Source organism: Citrobacter sp. RHB35-C21 (genome assembly GCF_013816515.1).
Classification (GTDB): Bacteria; Pseudomonadota; Gammaproteobacteria; order Enterobacterales; family Enterobacteriaceae; genus Citrobacter; species Citrobacter braakii.
On record NZ_CP057147.1, the window covers coordinates 1,348,298 to 1,370,714 of the forward strand.

Annotated in this window: 17 protein-coding genes, 1 tRNA gene and 3 rRNA genes; 13 read left to right on the forward strand and 8 right to left on the reverse strand. The window is 52.6% G+C overall.

The annotated features are described in order from the left end of the window. The first annotated feature begins 166 nt into the window (after nucleotides 1-166). The 5 genes from HVZ39_RS06470 to HVZ39_RS06490 all read left to right on the forward strand — a co-directional run bounded on the left by HVZ39_RS06470 (nucleotide 167) and on the right by HVZ39_RS06490 (nucleotide 6,790). Nucleotides 167-1,708: ribosomal RNA gene (locus HVZ39_RS06470) — 16S ribosomal RNA — on the forward strand. Between the two features lie 85 nt (nucleotides 1,709-1,793). Then, nucleotides 1,794-1,869 (forward strand) — tRNA-Glu (locus HVZ39_RS06475). 220 nt (nucleotides 1,870-2,089) lie between these two features. Then, nucleotides 2,090-4,996, forward strand: a 23S ribosomal RNA gene (locus HVZ39_RS06480). A gap of 95 nt (nucleotides 4,997-5,091) precedes the next feature. After that, nucleotides 5,092-5,207: ribosomal RNA gene (gene rrf, locus HVZ39_RS06485) — 5S ribosomal RNA — on the forward strand. The 16S, 23S and 5S rRNA genes sit together here with 1 tRNA gene alongside, the layout of an rRNA operon. 284 nt (nucleotides 5,208-5,491) lie before the next feature. Next, nucleotides 5,492-6,790: an MFS transporter gene (locus tag HVZ39_RS06490; RefSeq protein ID WP_016154060.1), complete on the forward strand. Its 1,299-nt coding sequence runs from the start codon at nucleotides 5,492-5,494 to the stop codon at nucleotides 6,788-6,790. Here the strand turns inward: HVZ39_RS06490 and HVZ39_RS06495 are convergent. The 5 genes from HVZ39_RS06495 to trxC all read right to left on the reverse strand — a co-directional run bounded on the left by HVZ39_RS06495 (nucleotide 6,787) and on the right by trxC (nucleotide 12,509). Then, nucleotides 6,787-7,110 carry a YfiM family lipoprotein gene (locus tag HVZ39_RS06495; RefSeq protein WP_016157180.1) on the reverse strand — a complete coding sequence of 108 codons (324 nt, stop codon included), beginning with the start codon at nucleotides 7,108-7,110 and terminating at the stop codon, nucleotides 6,787-6,789. The two genes, HVZ39_RS06490 and HVZ39_RS06495, sit on opposite strands and share 4 nt — an antisense overlap. A gap of 44 nt (nucleotides 7,111-7,154) precedes the next feature. Then, nucleotides 7,155-8,510, reverse strand: a complete 1,356-nt coding sequence (pssA, locus tag HVZ39_RS06500) for a CDP-diacylglycerol--serine O-phosphatidyltransferase (protein WP_003835350.1) — start codon at nucleotides 8,508-8,510, stop codon at nucleotides 7,155-7,157. Between the two features lie 114 nt (nucleotides 8,511-8,624). Further along, entirely contained in the window at nucleotides 8,625-11,285 is a 2,661-nt protein-coding gene (gene pat / locus HVZ39_RS06505) for a protein lysine acetyltransferase (RefSeq protein ID WP_016157179.1), read from the reverse strand. Nucleotides 11,286-11,321: 36 nt separating this feature from the next. Further along, nucleotides 11,322-12,020 carry a tRNA-uridine aminocarboxypropyltransferase gene (tapT, locus tag HVZ39_RS06510; protein ID WP_181633358.1) on the reverse strand — a complete coding sequence of 233 codons (699 nt, stop codon included), beginning with the start codon at nucleotides 12,018-12,020 and terminating at the stop codon, nucleotides 11,322-11,324. Nucleotides 12,021-12,089: 69 nt separating this feature from the next. Continuing rightward, nucleotides 12,090-12,509 (reverse strand): thioredoxin TrxC, encoded by a 420-nt coding sequence (trxC, locus tag HVZ39_RS06515; protein WP_003037559.1) that lies wholly within the window; start codon nucleotides 12,507-12,509, stop codon nucleotides 12,090-12,092. A 207-nt stretch (nucleotides 12,510-12,716) separates the two neighbouring features. Here trxC and HVZ39_RS06520 point away from each other — a divergent pair, with 207 nt between their 5' ends. Then, nucleotides 12,717-13,796 (forward strand): tRNA/rRNA methyltransferase, encoded by a 1,080-nt coding sequence (locus HVZ39_RS06520; RefSeq protein WP_181633359.1) that lies wholly within the window; start codon nucleotides 12,717-12,719, stop codon nucleotides 13,794-13,796. Nucleotides 13,797-13,829: 33 nt separating this feature from the next. Here the strand turns inward: HVZ39_RS06520 and ung are convergent, their stop codons facing one another. Continuing rightward, on the reverse strand, nucleotides 13,830-14,519 hold the full coding sequence (gene ung, locus HVZ39_RS06525; protein ID WP_181633360.1) for a uracil-DNA glycosylase: 690 nt from the start codon (nucleotides 14,517-14,519) through the stop codon (nucleotides 13,830-13,832). A gap of 317 nt (nucleotides 14,520-14,836) precedes the next feature. Between ung and grcA the strand changes: the two genes are divergently transcribed. Then, complete coding sequence (grcA, locus tag HVZ39_RS06530; RefSeq protein ID WP_003037563.1) at nucleotides 14,837-15,220, forward strand: autonomous glycyl radical cofactor GrcA; 384 nt, start codon at nucleotides 14,837-14,839, stop codon at nucleotides 15,218-15,220. A gap of 112 nt (nucleotides 15,221-15,332) precedes the next feature. On the opposite strand, the gene srmB is transcribed toward grcA, so the two are convergent. Beyond that, the gene (gene srmB / locus HVZ39_RS06535) at nucleotides 15,333-16,661 is read right to left on the reverse strand and encodes an ATP-dependent RNA helicase SrmB (protein ID WP_016154054.1); all 1,329 of its coding nucleotides are present in this window, start codon (nucleotides 16,659-16,661) and stop codon (nucleotides 15,333-15,335) included. Between the two features lie 130 nt (nucleotides 16,662-16,791). On the opposite strand from srmB, the gene trmN reads away from it, so the two are divergent. Continuing rightward, on the forward strand, nucleotides 16,792-17,529 hold the full coding sequence (gene trmN / locus HVZ39_RS06540; protein WP_016154053.1) for a tRNA(1)(Val) (adenine(37)-N(6))-methyltransferase TrmN: 738 nt from the start codon (nucleotides 16,792-16,794) through the stop codon (nucleotides 17,527-17,529). Here trmN and nadB read toward each other — a convergent pair. Next, nucleotides 17,514-19,136 (reverse strand): L-aspartate oxidase, encoded by a 1,623-nt coding sequence (gene nadB / locus HVZ39_RS06545; RefSeq protein WP_181633361.1) that lies wholly within the window; start codon nucleotides 19,134-19,136, stop codon nucleotides 17,514-17,516. The genes trmN and nadB overlap by 16 nt on opposite strands. Nucleotides 19,137-19,441: 305 nt before the next feature. Here nadB and rseD point away from each other — a divergent pair, with 305 nt between their 5' ends. Genes rseD through rseC form a run of 5 tightly spaced genes read left to right on the forward strand, consistent with a single transcriptional unit; the run spans nucleotide 19,442 to nucleotide 22,235 of the window. Further along, nucleotides 19,442-19,564, forward strand: a complete 123-nt coding sequence (rseD, locus tag HVZ39_RS06550) for a rpoE leader peptide RseD (protein WP_223306697.1) — start codon at nucleotides 19,442-19,444, stop codon at nucleotides 19,562-19,564. Continuing rightward, on the forward strand, nucleotides 19,561-20,136 hold the full coding sequence (gene rpoE / locus HVZ39_RS06555) for an RNA polymerase sigma factor RpoE (protein WP_003037573.1): 576 nt from the start codon (nucleotides 19,561-19,563) through the stop codon (nucleotides 20,134-20,136). The genes rseD and rpoE overlap by 4 nt, the downstream gene beginning before the upstream one ends. 31 nt (nucleotides 20,137-20,167) lie before the next feature. Further along, complete coding sequence (gene rseA / locus HVZ39_RS06560) at nucleotides 20,168-20,818, forward strand: anti-sigma-E factor RseA (protein WP_019077408.1); 651 nt, start codon at nucleotides 20,168-20,170, stop codon at nucleotides 20,816-20,818. After that, the gene (rseB, locus tag HVZ39_RS06565; RefSeq protein ID WP_016154050.1) at nucleotides 20,818-21,774 is read left to right on the forward strand and encodes a sigma-E factor regulatory protein RseB; all 957 of its coding nucleotides are present in this window, start codon (nucleotides 20,818-20,820) and stop codon (nucleotides 21,772-21,774) included. Before rseA ends, rseB begins: the two co-directional genes overlap by 1 nt. Then, nucleotides 21,771-22,235, forward strand: coding sequence for a SoxR-reducing system protein RseC (gene rseC / locus HVZ39_RS06570; protein ID WP_181633362.1), 465 nt, complete (start codon nucleotides 21,771-21,773; stop codon nucleotides 22,233-22,235). The genes rseB and rseC overlap by 4 nt, the downstream gene beginning before the upstream one ends. Nucleotides 22,236-22,417: the final 182 nt, after the last annotated feature.

A 22,417-nucleotide genomic window follows, 5' to 3' on the forward strand; every position in this document is an offset into this window, starting at 1 on the left:
GCCGCTGAGAAAAAGCGAAGCGGCACTGCTCTTTAACAATTTATCAGACAATCTGTGTGGGCACTCGAAGATACGGATTCTTAACGTCGCAAGACGAAAAATGAATACCAAGTCTCTGAGTGAACACGTAATTCATTACGAAGTTTAATTCACGAGCATCAAACTTAAATTGAAGAGTTTGATCATGGCTCAGATTGAACGCTGGCGGCAGGCCTAACACATGCAAGTCGAACGGTAGCACAGAGGAGCTTGCTCCTTGGGTGACGAGTGGCGGACGGGTGAGTAATGTCTGGGAAACTGCCCGATGGAGGGGGATAACTACTGGAAACGGTAGCTAATACCGCATAACGTCGCAAGACCAAAGAGGGGGACCTTCGGGCCTCTTGCCATCGGATGTGCCCAGATGGGATTAGCTAGTAGGTGGGGTAACGGCTCACCTAGGCGACGATCCCTAGCTGGTCTGAGAGGATGACCAGCCACACTGGAACTGAGACACGGTCCAGACTCCTACGGGAGGCAGCAGTGGGGAATATTGCACAATGGGCGCAAGCCTGATGCAGCCATGCCGCGTGTATGAAGAAGGCCTTCGGGTTGTAAAGTACTTTCAGCGAGGAGGAAGGTGTTGTGGTTAATAACCGCAGCAATTGACGTTACTCGCAGAAGAAGCACCGGCTAACTCCGTGCCAGCAGCCGCGGTAATACGGAGGGTGCAAGCGTTAATCGGAATTACTGGGCGTAAAGCGCACGCAGGCGGTCTGTCAAGTCGGATGTGAAATCCCCGGGCTCAACCTGGGAACTGCATCCGAAACTGGCAGGCTAGAGTCTTGTAGAGGGGGGTAGAATTCCAGGTGTAGCGGTGAAATGCGTAGAGATCTGGAGGAATACCGGTGGCGAAGGCGGCCCCCTGGACAAAGACTGACGCTCAGGTGCGAAAGCGTGGGGAGCAAACAGGATTAGATACCCTGGTAGTCCACGCCGTAAACGATGTCGACTTGGAGGTTGTGCCCTTGAGGCGTGGCTTCCGGAGCTAACGCGTTAAGTCGACCGCCTGGGGAGTACGGCCGCAAGGTTAAAACTCAAATGAATTGACGGGGGCCCGCACAAGCGGTGGAGCATGTGGTTTAATTCGATGCAACGCGAAGAACCTTACCTACTCTTGACATCCAGAGAAGTTTGCAGAGATGCGAACGTGCCTTCGGGAACTCTGAGACAGGTGCTGCATGGCTGTCGTCAGCTCGTGTTGTGAAATGTTGGGTTAAGTCCCGCAACGAGCGCAACCCTTATCCTTTGTTGCCAGCGGTTCGGCCGGGAACTCAAAGGAGACTGCCAGTGATAAACTGGAGGAAGGTGGGGATGACGTCAAGTCATCATGGCCCTTACGAGTAGGGCTACACACGTGCTACAATGGCATATACAAAGAGAAGCGACCTCGCGAGAGCAAGCGGACCTCATAAAGTATGTCGTAGTCCGGATTGGAGTCTGCAACTCGACTCCATGAAGTCGGAATCGCTAGTAATCGTGGATCAGAATGCCACGGTGAATACGTTCCCGGGCCTTGTACACACCGCCCGTCACACCATGGGAGTGGGTTGCAAAAGAAGTAGGTAGCTTAACCTTCGGGAGGGCGCTTACCACTTTGTGATTCATGACTGGGGTGAAGTCGTAACAAGGTAACCGTAGGGGAACCTGCGGTTGGATCACCTCCTTACCTTAAAGAAACGTTCTTTGTAGTGCTCACACAGATTGTCTGATGAAAAGTAAATAGCAAGGCGTCTTGCGATTGAGACTTCAGTGTCCCCTTCGTCTAGAGGCCCAGGACACCGCCCTTTCACGGCGGTAACAGGGGTTCGAATCCCCTAGGGGACGCCACTTGCTGGTATGTGTGAGTGAAAGTCGCCGACCGAAGTATCTCAAAACAGACTTTCGAGTCTCGTTTGAGATATTTGCTCTTTAAAAATCTGGATCAAGCTGAAAATTGAAACGACACACTGTTTCATTTCTCCGTAAACAAGAAATGAAAAGCGGTGTGTTCGAGTCTCTCAAATTTTCGCAACACTGAAGTGTTTTACGAAACATCTTCGGGTTGTGAGGTTAAGCGACTAAGCGTACACGGTGGATGCCCTGGCAGTCAGAGGCGATGAAGGACGTGCTAATCTGCGATAAGCGTCGGTAAGGTGATATGAACCGTTATAACCGGCGATTTCCGAATGGGGAAACCCAGTGTGATTCGTCACACTATCATTGCGTGAATACATAGCGTAATGAAGCGAACCGGGGGAACTGAAACATCTAAGTACCCCGAGGAAAAGAAATCAACCGAGATTCCCCCAGTAGCGGCGAGCGAACGGGGAGCAGCCCAGAGTCTGAATCAGCATGTGTGGTAGTGGAACGGTCTGGAAAGTCCGACGGTACAGGGTGATAGTCCCGTACACAAAAGTGCATGTGTTGTGAACTCGAAGAGTAGGGCGGGACACGTGGTATCCTGTCTGAATATGGGGGGACCATCCTCCAAGGCTAAATACTCCTGACTGACCGATAGTGAACCAGTACCGTGAGGGAAAGGCGAAAAGAACCCCGGCGAGGGGAGTGAAAAAGAACCTGAAACCGTGTACGTACAAGCAGTGGGAGCCTCTTTATGGGGTGACTGCGTACCTTTTGTATAATGGGTCAGCGACTTATATTCTGTAGCAAGGTTAACCGAATAGGGGAGCCGAAGGGAAACCGAGTCTTAACTGGGCGTTAAGTTGCAGGGTATAGACCCGAAACCCGGTGATCTAGCCATGGGCAGGTTGAAGGTTGGGTAACACTAACTGGAGGACCGAACCGACTAATGTTGAAAAATTAGCGGATGACTTGTGGCTGGGGGTGAAAGGCCAATCAAACCGGGAGATAGCTGGTTCTCCCCGAAAGCTATTTAGGTAGCGCCTCGTGAACTCATCTTCGGGGGTAGAGCACTGTTTCGGCTAGGGGGTCATCCCGACTTACCAACCCGATGCAAACTGCGAATACCGAAGAATGTTATCACGGGAGACACACGGCGGGTGCTAACGTCCGTCGTGAAGAGGGAAACAACCCAGACCGCCAGCTAAGGTCCCAAAGTCATGGTTAAGTGGGAAACGATGTGGGAAGGCACAGACAGCCAGGATGTTGGCTTAGAAGCAGCCATCATTTAAAGAAAGCGTAATAGCTCACTGGTCGAGTCGGCCTGCGCGGAAGATGTAACGGGGCTAAACCATGCACCGAAGCTGCGGCAGCGACACTATGTGTTGTTGGGTAGGGGAGCGTTCTGTAAGCCGTTGAAGGTGTGCTGTGAGGCATGCTGGAGGTATCAGAAGTGCGAATGCTGACATAAGTAACGATAATGCGGGTGAAAAACCCGCACGCCGGAAGACCAAGGGTTCCTGTCCAACGTTAATCGGGGCAGGGTGAGTCGACCCCTAAGGCGAGGCCGAAAGGCGTAGTCGATGGGAAACAGGTTAATATTCCTGTACTTGGTGTTACTGCGAAGGGGGGACGGAGAAGGCTATGTTAGCCGGGCGACGGTTGTCCCGGTTTAAGCATGTAGGCGGAGATTCCAGGTAAATCCGGAGTCTTGTTAACGCTGAGGTGTGATGACGAGGCACTACGGTGCTGAAGTAACAAATGCCCTGCTTCCAGGAAAAGCCTCTAAGCATCAGGTAACACAAAATCGTACCCCAAACCGACACAGGTGGTCAGGTAGAGAATACCAAGGCGCTTGAGAGAACTCGGGTGAAGGAACTAGGCAAAATGGTGCCGTAACTTCGGGAGAAGGCACGCTGATATGTAGGTGAAGTGATTTACTCATGGAGCTGAAATCAGTCGAAGATACCAGCTGGCTGCAACTGTTTATTAAAAACACAGCACTGTGCAAACACGAAAGTGGACGTATACGGTGTGACGCCTGCCCGGTGCCGGAAGGTTAATTGATGGGGTTATCCGTAAGGAGAAGCTCTTGATCGAAGCCCCGGTAAACGGCGGCCGTAACTATAACGGTCCTAAGGTAGCGAAATTCCTTGTCGGGTAAGTTCCGACCTGCACGAATGGCGTAATGATGGCCAGGCTGTCTCCACCCGAGACTCAGTGAAATTGAACTCGCTGTGAAGATGCAGTGTACCCGCGGCAAGACGGAAAGACCCCGTGAACCTTTACTATAGCTTGACACTGAACACTGGTCCTTGATGTGTAGGATAGGTGGGAGGCTTTGAAGTGTGGACGCCAGTCTGCATGGAGCCAACCTTGAAATACCACCCTTTAATGGCTGGTGTTCTAACGTAGACCCGTGATCCGGGTTGCGGACAGTGTCTGGTGGGTAGTTTGACTGGGGCGGTCTCCTCCTAAAGAGTAACGGAGGAGCACGAAGGTTAGCTAATCCTGGTCGGACATCAGGAGGTTAGTGCAAAGGCATAAGCTAGCTTGACTGCGAGAGTGACGGCTCGAGCAGGTGCGAAAGCAGGTCTTAGTGATCCGGTGGTTCTGAATGGAAGGGCCATCGCTCAACGGATAAAAGGTACTCCGGGGATAACAGGCTGATACCGCCCAAGAGTTCATATCGACGGCGGTGTTTGGCACCTCGATGTCGGCTCATCACATCCTGGGGCTGAAGTAGGTCCCAAGGGTATGGCTGTTCGCCATTTAAAGTGGTACGCGAGCTGGGTTTAGAACGTCGTGAGACAGTTCGGTCCCTATCTGCCGTGGGCGCTGGAGAATTGAGGGGGGCTGCTCCTAGTACGAGAGGACCGGAGTGGACGCATCACTGGTGTTCGGGTTGTCATGCCAATGGCATTGCCCGGTAGCTAAATGCGGAAGAGATAAGTGCTGAAAGCATCTAAGCACGAAACTTGCCCCGAGATGAGTTCTCCCTGACCCTTTAAGGGTCCTGAAGGAACGTTGAAGACGACGACGTTGATAGGTCGGGTGTGTAAGCGTAGCGATACGTTGAGCTAACCGATACTAATGAACCGTGAGGCTTAACCTTACAACGCCGAAGATGTTTTGGCGAAGAGACACGATATTCAGCTTGATTACAGATTACATCGACAGACCCGAGAGGTGTGTTGATAACAGAATTTGCCTGGCGGCTGTAGCGCGGTGGTCCCACCTGACCCCATGCCGAACTCAGAAGTGAAACGCCGTAGCGCCGATGGTAGTGTGGGGTCTCCCCATGCGAGAGTAGGGAACTGCCAGGCATCAAACAAGTGAAGAAGCCCATCCTGCCGGATGGGCTTTTTTGCGTCTGCAGGGAGTGAAAACTGCCGGATGCAGCGTACCGTTTTATCCAGCCCATAAAAGCCCACTCTATTTCAAACCGATTTTTCTCTTTCTCGAACATATCTGAATCCTTTCTCTGCTAATGAAAACCGTGATCTTTCTCTCATAATAAATTATAACAATTATATAACATTTATTTCACCAAAAAAGACACAACCACCATTGATAAATTAATGCAATCGTTGGCAGGGGTACAATTCTAATGGCTGATAGCAGTGTAACTGAGAACGGGGCGCTGGCAGACGGCGATACTCGGCGTCGTATATGGGCGATTGTCGGAGCATCGTCAGGGAATCTGGTCGAATGGTTTGATTTCTATATCTATTCTTTCTGCTCTCTCTATTTTGCTCATATCTTTTTTCCATCAGGAAACACCACTACGCAACTCTTACAAACAGCCGGAGTTTTTGCTGCAGGCTTTCTGATGCGACCGATTGGCGGCTGGCTGTTTGGTCGCATCGCTGATAAGCACGGGCGTAAAAAGTCGATGCTGCTATCAGTTTGTATGATGTGTATGGGATCGCTGGTGATCGCTTGTCTTCCGGGATATGAAACCATCGGTACCTGGGCTCCTGCTCTATTGCTGCTGGCTAGGTTATTTCAGGGGCTGTCTGTCGGTGGTGAATACGGGACCAGCGCTACCTATATGAGTGAAGTAGCCGTTGAAGGTAAGAAAGGTTTTTATGCTTCCTTCCAGTACGTGACGTTAATCGGCGGGCAGTTACTGGCACTGCTGGTTGTGGTCATATTACAGCAAACGTTAGAAGACTCAGCGCTAAGATCGTGGGGTTGGCGTATTCCATTTGCGTTGGGCGCCGTACTGGCTATTGTTGCGTTATGGCTGCGTCGACAGTTGGATGAAACCTCGAAACAGGACGTTCGCGCGCTGAAAGAAGCTGGCTCTCTGAAAGGTCTGTGGCGTAATCGCAAAGCCTTCATCATGGTGCTTGGCTTTACCGCTGCTGGCTCGCTGTGTTTTTACACGTTCACAACCTACATGCAGAAGTACCTGGTTAACACCGCCGGTATGCATGCCAACGTAGCCAGTGGGATTATGACGGCGGCACTGTGTGTGTTTATGCTGGTGCAACCGTTGTTCGGTGCCTTGTCAGATAAAATTGGCCGACGTACTTCAATGCTGTGTTTTGGCGCGTTGGCCGCGATTTTCACCGTCCCCATTCTGACAGCGTTGCAAAGCGTGACGTCCCCGTATATGGCGTTTGCTCTGGTGATGTGTGCCTTGCTGATTGTGAGTTTCTATACGTCAATCAGCGGTATTCTAAAGGCCGAGATGTTCCCGGCACAGGTGCGCGCTCTGGGGGTTGGATTATCTTATGCGGTGGCCAATGCTCTGTTTGGTGGCTCAGCCGAATATGTTGCGTTATCCCTGAAGTCTGTCGGTATGGAAACAACATTCTTCTGGTACGTTACAGCACTGGCAATAGTCGCATTTTTGGTATCGCTGATGCTGCATGGGAAGGGGAAAGGTCTGCGCCTCTAGTGATGTGCCAGTTGCCAGACCGCATAGCCGGTAGACGCACCTGCAACATCCCAGGCGAAGTCTTTCCAGCTCCAGCCGCTCCCAGCGGGACGGCTGTCCCATAACTCTTTTGATGCGCCCAGGCTGACAGAGAACATCAGGCCGATAGCCGCGCTGCGATCGCGGCTGTTGCCCTGATGTTGAGCATATTCGTTTCCAGCTGCGGAGAGCATAGCGGAGGCGATAAAGTGTTGAGCCTTGTCTTGTCCGCTCCAGCGGTCGTTTGCCATGTGGCTGCAGCCAGAAATGGCCAGGATACTGAAAAGAATAAACAAGCGCACCGTTGCCTCCATAGGAAAAACCCCGTCACTTGACGGGGTCTTGGTTACAGAATACGGCTAATTAATCTGTCGATACGGATACGGCGTAGTCGACGGATGAGCTTACGCACTTTGACTGGATAGTCGGCAATGCTTTGCAGGTCGCGATAGTGCTTAACGACGGTGGTATGCGTGCGAATAAGCTCCAGTTCTTTATCGCGCTGGGGAGTCAGCTCTTGCTTCGGATCGTGGATAAGGATGGCGTTTTCCAGATCCAGACGCCAGGCGCGAGGGTTAAGGTTGTTGCCGGTGAGCAGCATCCATTTATCATCAACCCACATGCCTTTCAGATGATAGGTGTTGTCATCATCTTTCCATAAGCGCACGACCAGTTGGTCGGTATTCACGTAATATTGCAGTCTGCTCAGGAAACGGCGCAGGTTAATTTCATACAGGTAGGGTAGCGCGCCGATGATTTTAAATGGCTCATCTTCTGGAATGAAAAAGTCGTTGGCGGTTTTATCACCGACAATGATCTCGACCTTTTTGCCTTCACGCAGCAGCTGAATGATATTGCGCACCAGTATAGCGGGCAGGTTGAAATAAGGGGTACAGATTGTGAGCTTGTGCTCCGCGCAGGGCATAAGGTGGAAAATGGTCTTATTTAACAGACTGGATTTTCCAAGGCCTACCAGAGGCGTTACCGAGAGCTGTTCATTATCCGCATCACCCTGAAAATGGAATGACGCATCGCGCAGTTCCTGACGGTACAGGCGGATGTCGTTTTTAATTTCCGGGCTTTTAGGGCGATTAATATCATCAAGGCGATTAACGCCGCGACCGTTCATCAGGTTCTGCGTGACCCAATCGAACATGATATCGGCCATTTGCGCGTTGCGAATCAACTGATAACGGTCATAGCGATATTTATCATGCTGATGCAGATAAACATCATTCAGGCTGGCCCCGCTATACAGGACGCTGTCATCGATGATAAAGCCTTTAAAATGCAGGACGCCAAGCGCTTCTCGGGTGTTAATCGGAACACCGTAGACAGGAATATCAATACCTGGGTTTTCTTGTGCCATCCGGCAATACCAGTCAGCGTTGGTATTCGATGCCGCAGCACCAATACGTCCGCGCTGGGCTCGGTGCCAGTCGACAAGCACCCGGACATCCAGTTCAGGACGCTGCCGTTTTGCCGCATAGAGCGCGTCGAGTATGCCTTTGCCACCGTCATCCTGTTCCAGGTACAGCGCAATAATGCAGATCCGTCGCGTCGCGCTGGCTATTTTTTCCAGCAGAGTCTCCCTGAAATTAGCGGGAGCATAAAAGAAATCTACATCATCAACTGACTGAGAAATCTTGGGTAGTTGGGCAAGGTGTTGTTGATGTTTATTACGCTTAAATTTTGACAACATCACAGTGCATTTCTTCTCTGTTCATTGAAGGGTCCTCTGTGCTATGCAGACGACATAAGCGGGTAATGATACCACCAGTACCTATTAATGTGGTCAACATTTCCAGTACCTTACTCACGATTCCTCAAATTGGGCCAGATTAAGCGTTAGCCCAACAATTCCCTCTTCGAGTTGGACGTCAACAGCGAACCCGAGTTTCCGGGCCAGGGCGACCATCCCACGATTGTTTGGCATCGTAATACCATTCAAACGTCTAAGTCCGTGATCTCGGGTATATGCAATTAATTTTTCCATCAACCGGCGACCCAGTCCAAGCCCTTTGAGATCTGAACGAACCAGCACGGCGAACTCGGCGTCAATGTTATCAGGATCCGAGATTGCTCGCGTTACGCCGAGGATCTCTTGCTGATTGTTTTTACAGCGTACCGCAACAAAGGCCATTTCCCGATCGTAGTCGATCTGCGTCATATTGGCTAAATCTTCGTGGGTAAATTCGTTGATCTCACTGAAATAGCGATAATAAAGATCTTCTTTTGTTACCTGAGAAATGAACTGCTGCAGATGAGGTTCATCCTCGGGCAAAATAGGGCGGAACAAGCAACGCTCGCCGTTCTTCAACTCCACCCATTCTTCAAGCTGATGGGGGTAGGGACGTATAGCCAGTCTGCTTTCGTTATCGCCCGTGAAAGGGGCAATGTCCAGCGTGACATCCAGCGCGGTAAATTCACCGGCGGAGGCCAACAGCGGATGAATATCCAGACGCTGAATTTCCGGACAATCGACGATCAGATTGGAGACCTGTACCAGAAGCTGACTTAACCCGGCGATATCCAATGGGCGTAATGCGCTGCGAGCGCGGATCTTTTTATTTTTGATCCCCTGGATCACCAGATAACGCGCCAGATTCATGTTCAATGGCGGCAACGCCACCACGGCTTGCTCTTCTGGTCGCCACTCAACTCCGCCTTCACCAAGCATAATCAACGGGCCAAATACCGGGTCATGTTCAACGACGACGCGCAGCTCCTGAGCGCCAGCGCGATTCGCCATACTTTGTACTAATAAACCGTGAATGCGCGCCTGCGGCCAGGCCATTTTTACCCGATCAAAAATCGCATTGGCTGCCTGCTGCACCTCTGTTGCCGTCCGCAGGTAGAGCATTACCCCCTGAACTTCTGATTTATGCGGGATATCAGGAGAACGCAGCTTTAGCGCCACCGGGTAACCGATTTGCTCCGCGATGTGTACGGCTTCAGCGCTGTCGCTGGCGATCCACGTCGGCAGCGTGTGTAAGCCATAGGCTTGTAAAATCGGCTGCACTTCATGGGTATCCAGCGACGTTGCTCCTTCAGCAATCGCCTGCTGTAACAGATTATGCGCCTCGGCGGTGTTGGTGGTCAGGTAGTCGGGCAGCGCAGGGGTTTCCCGCAGTTGCTTCTGGTTACGCCGGTACTCCACCATATGCATAAACGCGGTGATGGTGCCTTCTGGCGTGCGGTAGGTAGGTAATCCGGCTTCGCTAAACAGTCTACGGGCTTCCTGGGAGGAAAACTCTCCGCACCAGTTGGTCAGCAACGAGACGAACTTACCGCGGGGATGACGTTTTACCGCCTCGATTAACGCTTGCGCGCTTTCTGTTCCCGGGGCGGCTGCGCTGGGTGAGTGAATCACCATCAGTGCGTCGAAATCCTGGCTGGCGAGCAGGATATCCAGCGTCTTAACGTAGTGTTCGCTGCTGGCGTCGTCACGCAGATCCAGTGGGTTGGCGATATCAATATGTTCAGGTAACGCATCGCGTAATTTCTGGCAGGTATCTTCACTCAATGTCGCCAACTTGCCATTTTTTGACCATAGCTCATCTAATGCCAGTGCGGCAGGCGCGGCCCCATTGCTGATGATCATCAGCCTGTCGCCGCGCAGTGGACGCATGTGGCTCAGGGTTTCTACCGCAGAGAACAGCTCGTGAGTGTCTTGTACGCGTAATAAACCGGCGCGCTGGATAGCCGCGTCCCACGCAGGGTCCATCCCTGCACTGGTATGCAGTAAACGCTGCGCAGCCGGACTGCGACCGCTCTTAATCACCAGAATGGGTTTATTGCGCGAGGCGCTACGGGCGGCGGAGACAAAGCGCCGGGCATCACTTAAATGTTCGAGATAAAGTAATATCGCGCTGGTTTTACTGTCGCGTGCCAGGTAATCCAGCAGTTCATCAACGTCGATATCAAGGCTGTCGCCCAGCGCGATAAACCAGGAAAAACCCATGTCGCGCTGTTGAGCCCAGTCCAGAATGGTGTTGGAAATCGCCGCTGACTGGGAAATAAATGCCAACTTACCGCGCTTGATGGGAACGGGGGAAAAGCTGGCGTTAAGCCCCTGCCAGGGCGCGAGAAGCCCCAGGCTGTTGGGGCCTAGCAGACGTATGTTGTAGCGTGCGGCGCAGGCCAACAATTCCAGGTGCTGCGATGCGGGAGCTGAAAGAATAATGCAGGTTTTACAGCCTTTCTCGCCAAGCGCTTCGAGTAATGCCAGGTTGCGGCTGGCATTGGTGCACAACACGGCAAGGTCTGGGCTAAAAGGCAGGCTGTTGATATTGGGCCAGGCCAGGACGCCCAACACCGCTTTCCATGCTGGCGTCACTGGTAAAACAGGTCCATTGAAACCGCCGGCAAGCAGGTTACGCATCATCAGGTAACCAGCGCGATTAGGCTTCATTGACGCCCCTATCACCGCAATGGATTTTGGTCGCAGTAGTGCTTCCAGACCACGCTGACTCATATCGGCTTCCTTAATGACACCAGTGACCGAATGATTTTAAACGCTTTCTGGCGAGTCTGCTGTGACGCTTCCCTGATGTTGAGTTTTTCCTGCCAGGTAGCGGGTTTTAAAGCGAGTGAAATGATCGCTCAACCCCTCCGCGGCTTGCGTATCGCCCGCCAGATCCAACAACGCAATGGCCACTTCGGCAGTACAGTATTGCCCTTCGGCGTGAATGCCACGCAGGTGGTAAGCGGAAAGTCGCGATAAATCAACAGAGATCACCGGCAGGTTATCAAGGTACGGGCTTTTGCGGAACATTTTACGCGCTTCAGGCCAGGTACCATCAAGCATGATAAACAACGGCGGTTTACCGGCTGGTGGCGCGAAAATCACTTCACGCTCTTCGCCCGCATAGGATGCCGGGAATACAACCATCGGCTGGTAATCCGGATTTTTCACCAGTTCGAGCAGCGCCTGCGGCGGTTCGGTGCGTGACCACTGAAAAGCCGTGGTATTGGGCAAAATATCGGCAATCAAACGTCCCGTATTGCTGGGCTTCATCGGCTCGGTATCAAACATCACCAGACAAAAGCGGCTTTTGGCCTCAGACGGCACCAGCGTTGCGCACAAGCAGAGCTTCAGCGGCAGCAGGCAGCGCTGACAGCGGCGAATGCGATTACCTCGGGCAAGGAAAGGGCGCGTGGCGCGCGCGAGGCGCTCAGCGCGTAACTGAAGAACAGCGTTATCGGTCATGGGAGAACACGTTGAAAAACGCTATTGTCGCAGAGGTGAAAACGGGGCACAAGATGCGCCCCGTAGAGATTATAATGATTCGTTAAGCCAGCTATCAAACGGGGCTTTAGGTACGGCGCCATTAAGCATGTCAACGATTTCACCTTTTCTGAAGATCATAATGGTCGGGATGCTGCGGATACCGAAACGGGCGCTGAGTTCACGCTCGGCTTCTGTATTCACTTTAACAAAACGCACTTTACCGCTACGCTCTTCCGCGACATCTTCAAAAATCGGGGCGAAGTTACGGCATGGACCACACCAGGGGGCCCAAAAATCAACCACCACCGGGAGATCGTCTTTTAACAGTTTATCCAGTGTTTCACCGGTCGCATTGATCACCTCCCCATCAAACAGGTCGTGACCACAGCGTCCGCATTTAGCCGCTTCCTGGACACGATCGTCGGGGATGCGGTTGATAGCCTGGCAGCTGGTACAAACGGTATTCATAACTAACCTCTGGATGAGTGGAGTGGACTTCACGGCAGTAACGCCAGTATGTTTCTATTATGTTACATATTATCGGGGAGTCTGTTCTAAACAACAATGCGTTTTATTCAATGAGTACAATAGTCCTTAGCTTTTAAATGAAATAATGGCTAACGACGTGCACATCGGGTAATCTTCGCGCTTCGCGCAGAGCAGGTGGAGAAAAACATGAGCGACGAACTGAAGAATAAAAACGGCAAGGTCAAAGTGATGTACGTCCGCAGTGACGATGACTCGGACAAACGCACCCAAAATCCACGTACTGGTAAAGGCGGCGGTCGCCCCGGTACTTCCCGAGCCGAAGGCGGTCGTCGCCCTGCCCGTGATGACAGAAAGGGTCCGAACAGCGAACGTGGTCGTGAACGTGGTCGTGGCCGCGATGTAGAACGCGATCGTGGACGTGACGATTCACCATGGCGTACCGTGTCCCGCGCACCGAATGATGATGCAGCAGACAAAGCCGATCACGGTGGTATCAGCGGCAAAAGCTTTATCGATCCTGAAGTATTACGTCGTCAGCGCGCGGAAGAAACCCGCGTTTACGGTGAGAATGCCTGTCAGGCTCTGTTCCAGAGTCGTCCGGACGCGATTGTTCGCGCCTGGTTTGTTCAGAGCGTAACCCCGCGCTTTAAAGAAGCATTACGCTGGATGGCGGCGAACCGCAAAGCCTACCACGTGGTTGACGAAGCCGAGCTGGCGAAAGCCTCCGGCACTGAACACCATGGCGGCGTCTGTTTCCTGATCAAAAAACGTAACGGTACCACTGTTAAGCAGTGGGTTGGTCAGGCCGGGGCGCAGGATTGTGTGCTGGCCCTCGAAGACATTGCTAACCCGCACAACCTGGGCGGCATGATGCGTAGCTGCGCGCACTTCGGTGTGAAAGGCGTGGTGGTACAGGATGCGGCGCTGTTGGAATCAGGTGCGGCTATCCGCACCGCTGAAGGCGGAGCTGAGCACGTTCAGCCGATCACCGGTGACAGTATTGTCGATGTGCTGGACGACTTCCGTAATGCGGGTTACACGGTAGTGATGACCTCAAGCGTGAAAGGTAAGCCGCTGTTTACTACCACGTTGCCGGAAAAAATGGTGCTGGTATTAGGGCGTGAGCGCGAGGCTCTGCCAGAAGCAGCATGCTCAGCCGACGACCTGTGCGTGGCGATAGACGGTACGGGCAACGTAGAAACGCTCAACGTTTCTGTTGCGACCGGCGTGCTGCTCGCGGAGTGGTGGCGTCAGAACAAAGCCTGATAACAAAAATGCCAGCGATTCGCTGGCATTTTTTTACTCGCTTTCTGCTGGTAATACCGGCGTCCAGTCAATCGGCTTTTCACCTCGCTGTTCCAGCCACTCATTAGCCAGTACAAAATGATTGCAGCCAAAGAAACCGCGATGCGCAGAGAGCGGTGATGGGTGCGGCGCTTTCAATACATGGTGACGCTGCGCATCAATAATCGCACCTTTCTTTTGTGCGTGTGAACCCCAGAGCAGGAATACCACGCCTTCCCGATGTTGGTTAATCAGGCTGATGACTTTATCGGTAAATGTTTCCCATCCCAGACTGGCGTGCGAATGTGCCTGCCCGGCACGGACGGTAAGCACGGTGTTGAGTAACAGCACACCCTGGCGTGCCCAGCTTTCCAGATATCCGTGCGTTGGGCGTGTGAAGCCAGGAATCGTTGCTTCCAGCTCTTTGTACATGTTCAGCAACGAGGGCGGGGTGGCAATACCGGGGCGGACAGAAAACGCGAGACCGTGTGCCTGGCCCGGACCGTGGTATGGATCCTGCCCCAGGATGACGACTTTCACGTCGCCAAGTTCGGTAAAGCGAAAAGCGTTGAATACATCTTTGTGTGGCGGATAAATTGTCATACCTGACTGACGCTCGCCCGCCACAGTATGCAGCGTGTTAATAAAATAAGGCTGCTGTTTCTCTTCTGCCAGCACATCGTGCCAGGTTAATTCGGTGGCCATCTCGCTCTCCTGCGAATTTTCAATCCCCCTAGCTTAACTGCTTCTTTCGGTGTCGCAAAATTCTGTACGTTTCTCAAGGGTCTACCCCTTAAAGATAGTTGAAAATTTATGTAAAAAGTTTAGCTGTGCATGTGGCGTAAGTTGATGTAAAACAATAAAATCCACCTACCACCACTTTCCGTGTGTGGTTTTTATTGATTTAAATCAAAGATTCAAGGGTGTGTGAGGGGTATATATACACTCAAGCAACAATGGTTTTACCAATTGGCCGGATGACGGCCAACCGAGATCAAATAATTTTGCCGGGGAGGCATCAAATGATTACAGGTATCCAGATTACTAAAGCTGCAAATGACGACCTGCTGAACTCTTTCTGGCTGCTGGACAGCGAAAAAGGCGAAGCACGCTGCATCGTTGCTAAAGCAGGTTTCAATGCTGATGAAGTCGTTGCTGTCAGCAAACTGGGTGAAATCGAATACCGTGAAGTACCGGTAGACGTACAGCCGGAAGTCCGTGTGGAAGGTGGTCAGCACCTGAACGTGAACGTTCTGCGCCGCGAAACTCTGGAAGATGCGGTTAAGCATCCGGAAAAATATCCGCAGCTGACCATCCGTGTTTCTGGTTATGCCGTGCGTTTCAACTCTCTGACGCCAGAACAGCAGCGCGACGTTATTGCTCGTACCTTTACTGAGAGCCTGTAAGGCTCACGGGGAATAACCCCGTCTGGCAGAGAATCTGAAAGCGGAAGATGCCAACGTATCTTCCGCTTTTTTGTGCACATAAAATGCCGGGCTAAACGGCCCGGCATTCGGTTTACTCTTTGTCGGACTGCTGGGTAGCAGCTCCGCTCGGCTTACGGCGTTTGCCGATATTTTTGGCGTCGCGGTGACGTTTTTTCACCCGCGGTTTCTCTTTCTCTTTTGCTTTTTGCTCGGCGCGCTTCGCCAGCACTTTCTTGGATGGCTTACCGTTAGATTTCTCACTTGGCGCGCGCGTGGTTGGACGCAGTTCGTCGATGACGCGTGCTTTCAGTGGCTCGTCAATATAGCGGCTCGCTTTGCCGAGCAGCAGATGGTCGTGGGCTTCAACCAAAGAGATCGCAGTACCTTTACGGCCTGCACGACCGGTACGGCCAATGCGGTGCAGATAGGCATCGCCACTGCGCGGCATGTCGAAGTTAAACACGTGGCTGACGTCAGGAATATCGATCCCACGAGCGGCAACGTCGGTTGCTACCAGCACGTTCACACGACCATCGGTCAGGCGTTTGATCGCTTCATTACGTTTGTTCTGCACCATCTCGCCTTCGAGATAGCAGTTATTAATGCCCGCCTGGCGCAGCCAGCCTGCCAGCTCGTGCACACGCTCGCGTTTACGTACGAAGACAATCGAGCGAGTCGCTTCCGGCTGTTTTAACAAATGGATCAGCAGGGCCGTTTTGTGCTCGATGTCATCGGCACGGTAGTAAAACTGATGAATCTTCTTGCGTTCGCGGGTAGACGGATCCGCCGAAACTTCGACCGGATCCTCCAGCAGACGCTCAGCAAAATCTTTGATCGCATCGCCTTCCAGCGTGGCGGAGAACAGCATAGTTTGCTTACGCCAGCGGGTTTCTCCAGCGATATGCTCGATGTCCTGGGCAAAGCCCATGTCCAACATGCGGTCTGCTTCATCGAGGATTAGTGTCTCAACCGCATGGCAGTCGAAGTTTTCTTCTTTAATGTACTGCAGCAGACGACCGGTAGTGGCGACCACGATGTCCTGGTTTTCGCTAAAGACTTCCATGTGGTTCATGTAAGCCACGCCGCCGGTAATCGTGGCGATATCCAGATGCGTATTCTTCGCCAGTTCACGGGCGTGTTCGGCAACCTGCATCGCCAGTTCGCGCGTCGGTGTCAAAATCAAAATGCGCGGCGGGCCAGATTTCTTGCGCGGGAAGTCGAGCAGGTGCTGCAACGCTGGCAGCAAATATGCCGCCGTTTTACCGGTGCCTGTCGGCGCAGAACCGAGTACATCACGGCCATCGAGCGCAGGCGGAATGGCGGCAGCCTGAATGGCGGTCGGGCGAGTGAAACCTTTTTCCTGGAGGGCATCCAGAAGGCTTTCATCGAGTTCAAGTTCGGAAAAAGTCGTTACAGTCATGTTCTACCTCTGAGTGGGGCGCTGATTATAGACGTTACGGCTGCAATCTTCATCTGTTTGTATGGATATACCTTCTCAGGTATTGTTTTTATCCTATGTTATCGTTTTTTTTCCAGGAAGGTTGTTCTTCATGCCCCAGTCTACATCCGTACTTAGACGTAATGGATTTACTTTTAAGCAGTTTTTTGTGGCACACGATCGTTGTGCAATGAAAGTCGGAACGGACGGCATTTTATTGGGGGCCTGGGCCCCTGTTGCTGGCGTAAAGCGGATCCTGGATATTGGTACCGGGAGCGGCCTGTTGGCGCTGATGCTGGCCCAGCGCACAGATGAAAACGTCATCATTGACGCTGTGGAGCTTGATGTTGATGCCGCGCAGCAGGCGCAGGAGAACATCGCGCAATCCCCGTGGATGCATCGCGTGAACGTTCATACGGAAGATGTGCAGCAGTGGGTACCGCGCCAGACCGTGCGCTTTGATTTGATCATCAGCAACCCTCCCTATTATGAACAGGGAGTGGAATGTGCCACGCCGCAGCGCGAGCAGGCTCGCTACACCACCACGCTCGATCATCAAGTATTGCTGACGCTGGCGGCAGACAGCATTACGGAAGAAGGTTTTTTCTGTGTGGTGCTGCCCGAACAGATTGGTAACGCATTTTCCCAGCAGGCACTGGGCATGGGCTGGCATCTGCGATTGCGCACGGATGTAGCAGAAACCGAGGCCCGACTACCGAATCGGGTACTGCTGGCATTCTCCCCGCAGGCCGGGGAGTGCTTTAGTGACAGGCTGGTGATCCGTGGGCCAGACCAACGTTACTCTGAAGGTTACACAGCGCTGACCCAGGCGTTTTATCTGTTCATGTGATGACTTAGCGGTGAGAGAATGGACGGGCCCGCCTCTGGAAGCTGTTCTGGATAATCCAGCGTATAGTGCAGGCCCCGACTCTCTTTACGCATCATCGCGCAGCGGACAATCAGCTCAGCAACCTGCACCAGATTGCGCAGTTCCAGCAAGTTGTTCGACACGCGGAAATGAGCGTAATACTCGTCGATTTCCTGTTGCAACATGGTGATACGGCGTAGGGCGCGCTCCAGACGTTTAGTTGTGCGCACGATACCGACGTAATCCCACATAAATAGCCGCAGCTCATGCCAGTTATGCTGAATCACAACCAGTTCATCCGGGTTTTCTACCCGGCTTTCATCCCAATCCGGGAGGGTGCTGACGCTGCGAGCATAAGGCATTCGCCTGTCGATATCTTCAGCCGCGGACCAGCCGTAAACCACGCACTCCAGTAATGAGTTTGACGCCATCCGGTTGGCTCCATGCAGGCCGGTGTAACTCACTTCGCCGATCGCATACAGCCCGTCGACATCCGTACGGCCAAAGTCATCCACCATCACGCCGCCGCAGGTATAGTGCGCGGCAGGAACGATGGGAACCGGTTCTTTGGTCAAATCGATGCCCAGTCCCAGCAATTTTTCATAAATCATCGGGAAATGCTGACGAACAAATTCTTCCGGTTTATGGCTGATGTCGAGAAACATGCAGTCAGCGCCCAGGCGCTTCATTTCGTGGTCAATGGCGCGGGCAACAATATCGCGGGGAGCTAGTTCGCCACGCTCGTCAAAATCGGGCATAAAGCGCGAACCGTCCGGGCGCTTCAGATGTGCACCTTCGCCACGCAGCGCCTCGGTTAGCAGAAAGTTGCGCGCCTGCGGGTGATACAGCGCCGTCGGGTGAAACTGGTTAAATTCCAGGTTGGCGACACGGCATCCCGCGCGCCAGGCCATCGCAATCCCGTCACCCGAGGAAATATCTGGATTGGTGGTGTATTGGTACACCTTTGACGCGCCGCCGGTGGCCAACACTACTGACTTGGCATGGCAGGTTTCTACGGCTTCTTTATTACGGTTCCAGATCCAGGCTCCGACAACCCGACGCGTTCCCGGTAGACCGATTTTATCGGAGACAATCAGATCGACGGCATTACTGCGCTCAAGAACCCGTATGTTGGGGTGATTTTGTGCCTGGCTGACGAGGGTGGTTTCGACTTCTTTACCGGTGGCATCCGCAGAGTGCAGAATGCGTCGATGGCTATGACCGCCTTCACGGGTCAGGTGATAACTCTCCTCACCGTTGGGCTGAACCTGCGTATCAAATAAGACGCCCTGATCGATAAGCCACTGAACGCAGGTGCGGGCATTGCTGGCGACAAATTCAACCGCATGGCGATCGCACAGGCCGGCCCCGGCAATCAGAGTATCTTCAACGTGGGAATCGATGCTGTCGGTTTCATCAAACACCGCGGCAATACCGCCCTGGGCATAAAATGTCGAGCCTTCGCTGACCGGACCTTTGCTCAGGACAATAACCTGATGTTTTTCGGCCAGGCGCAGCGCCAGTGAGAGTCCGGCAGCCCCGCTGCCAATGATCAGCACGTCACAGGATAATTCAGGAGTCGTATTCATGATTTTTGTTTAATTTACTAAACACTGTTTGGTCACCATAGCACCACATTGCGCGATACTGCACGTTTTATTTTTAAATGTGTTGCAGTGACTAAACATGAAAAAAAAGCATGACGAGGACGAAATGAGCAAAAATATTTTGTGAAGCAGGCCGTTAGCACCAGATTATGTGATGAAATAAAGTGGCCGTTGGGTTACTCTGCAAGCGGTGAAATGGGCATTTCTAAACAGATAGTGCGTCGATCGGATTATGTAGACTTATAATGAGAGATAAGACCTGTCTACAACATGACAAACAAAAAACAATGCGTAACGGAACTTTACGAAACTTGAGCACTCTAAGCATTTGCTTGCTCATAGTGAAGCTGATGGAGTGGCGTTTCGAAGGCGCGTGGAAATTTGGTTTGGGGAGACTTTACCTCGGATGAGCGAGCAGTTAACGGACCAGGTCCTGGTAGAACGGGTCCAGAAGGGAGATCAGAAAGCCTTTAACCTACTGGTAGTGCGCTATCAGCATAAGGTGGCGAGTCTGGTTTCTCGCTATGTACCGTCGGGCGATGTACCCGATGTAGTACAAGAAGCATTTATCAAGGCCTATCGTGCGCTGGACTCGTTCCGGGGAGATAGTGCTTTTTATACCTGGCTGTATCGTATTGCAGTCAATACAGCGAAGAATTACCTGGTCGCTCAGGGGCGTCGTCCACCTTCCAGTGATATTGATGCGATTGAAGCAGAAAATTACGAAAGTGGCGGTGCGCTGAAAGAAATTTCGAACCCTGAGAACTTAATGTTGTCAGAAGAACTGAGACAGATAGTTTTCCGGACTATTGAGTCCCTCCCGGAAGATTTACGCATGGCAATAACCTTGCGGGAGCTGGATGGCCTGAGCTATGAAGAGATAGCCGCTATCATGGATTGTCCGGTAGGTACGGTGCGTTCACGTATCTTCCGAGCGAGGGAAGCTATTGATAATAAAGTTCAACCGCTTATCAGGCGTTGACGATAGCGGGATACTGGAAAAGGTATTAGGCATGCAGAAAGAAAAACTTTCCGCTTTAATGGATGGCGAAACGCTGGATACTGAGTTACTCAAAGAGCTGACTCAGGACCCGGAAATGCAAAAAACCTGGGAGAGTTATCACCTGATTCGCGATTCTATGCGAGGTGATACCGCCGACGTTCTCCATTTCGATATTTCCGCCCGCGTAATGGCTGCCATCCAGGATGAGCCAGTACGTCAGACGGTGCCATTGATTCCTGAGGCCCAGCCAGCACCGCACCAGTGGCAGAAAATGCCATTCTGGAAGAAAATGCGTCCATGGGCTGCGCAGCTTACCCAAATGGGTGTGGCCGCGTGTGTATCACTTGCAGTTATTGTTGGCGTCCAGCACTATAATGGGCAATCTGAAACGTCCCAGCAGCCCGAAACGCCGGTATTTAATACATTACCGATGATGGGTAAAGCCAGTCCGGTAAGCTTGGGTGTACCCTCTGACGCGACGGCCAGCGGCGGTCAGCAACAGCAGGTACAGGAGCAGCGTCGTCGTATTAATGCCATGTTGCAGGACTACGAACTGCAACGTCGACTGCACTCTGAACAGCTTCAGTTTGAGCAGGCCCAAACACAGCAAGCCGCTGTGCAGGTGCCAGGAATTCAAACTTTAGGAACGCAATCGCAGTAATGAAGCAACTTTGGTTTGCCATGTCACTTGTGGCTGGTAGCCTGTTTTTCTCTGTAAACGCCTCGGCCAATCCTGCGTCCGGGGCGTTATTGCAGCAGATGAATCTGGCCAGCCAGTCGCTAACCTATGAGCTGTCATTTGTCAGCATCAATAAGCAGGGTGTTGAATCCCTACGTTATCGCCATGCCCGCCTGGATAACCGTCCGCTAGCGCAACTGTTGCAAATGGATGGACCGCGCCGGGAAGTGGTGCAGCGTGGCAATGAAATCAGCTATTTTGAGCCTGGTCTCGAACCGTTCACGCTGAACGGCGACTATATCGTTGACTCTCTGCCCTCTCTGATTTACACCGACTTCAAACGTCTTGCTCCCTACTATGACTTTATCTCAGTAGGTCGCACCCGCATTGCCGATCGGCTCTGTGAAGTGATCCGCGTAGTCGCCCGTGACGGTACGCGTTACAGCTATATCGTCTGGATGGACACGGAGACTAAGCTGCCGATGCGCGTCGATCTTCTCGACCGTGATGGTGAGACGCTGGAACAGTTCCGTGTTATCGCGTTTACCGTAAACAACGGCGTTAGCGATAGCATGCAGGCGCTGGCGAAAGCCAATCTACCGCCGTTGCTGTCAGTTCCTGCGGGCGAGAAAACCAACTTCAATTGGAGTCCGTCGTGGTTGCCGCAAGGCTTCAGCGAAGTTTCCAGCAGTCGACGTCCGCTGCCGACGATGGATAACATGCCGATCGAATCGCGCCTATATTCTGATGGCCTGTTCAGTTTCTCCGTGAACGTAAACCGTGCGATGCAAAACAGCGCCGATCAGCTGTTGCGAACCGGGCGTAGAACGGTTAGTACCAGCGTGCGTGATAACGCGGAAATTACGATTGTGGGCGAGCTTCCACCGCAAACGGCGAAGCGTATCGCGGACAATATTAAGTTCAGGGCTGCACAATGATTAAAGAGTGGGCGACAGTCGTCTCCTGGCAAAATGGTCTGGCGACGGTCAGCTGTGATGTTAAAGCATCATGTAGCAGCTGTGCTTCGCGGGCCGGATGCGGGAGCCGCGTGCTGAACAAACTTGGGCCGCAGAACACGCATACCATCGTGGTGCCCAGCGACGAACCCTTAGCGCCCGGTCAAAAAGTTGAACTGGGTATTGCCGAGGGTAGCCTGCTGGGTTCAGCGATGTTGGTCTACATGTCTCCGTTGGCGGGGCTCTTTCTCTTCGCGGCGCTATTCCAGGTGCTGTTTGGTTCCGACCTTGCGGCATTAAGCGGAGCCGTGCTGGGGGGCGTGGGCGGATTCCTGATTGCCCGTGGATACTCTCGTAAGCTTGCTGAGCGCGAAGCCTGGCAGCCGGTCATTCTGAACGTTGCTCTCCCACCCGATCTCATTCGCGTCGAAACCCAACAGTGATAGCTTTGCCGGATGGCGCTTGTGTCGCCATCCGGCAAAAGTTTCACCGACTTTGCAAAGTTGTTTCCAGTTCCCGCTATCCTTGCTCTATGAACATTTCCTCGCCTCAGCGTTGTAGTGTAGAATGCGGCGTTTCACTTAAACAGACGTTAAGCTCAGATCAGCGACTTCTCAGAGCCTGC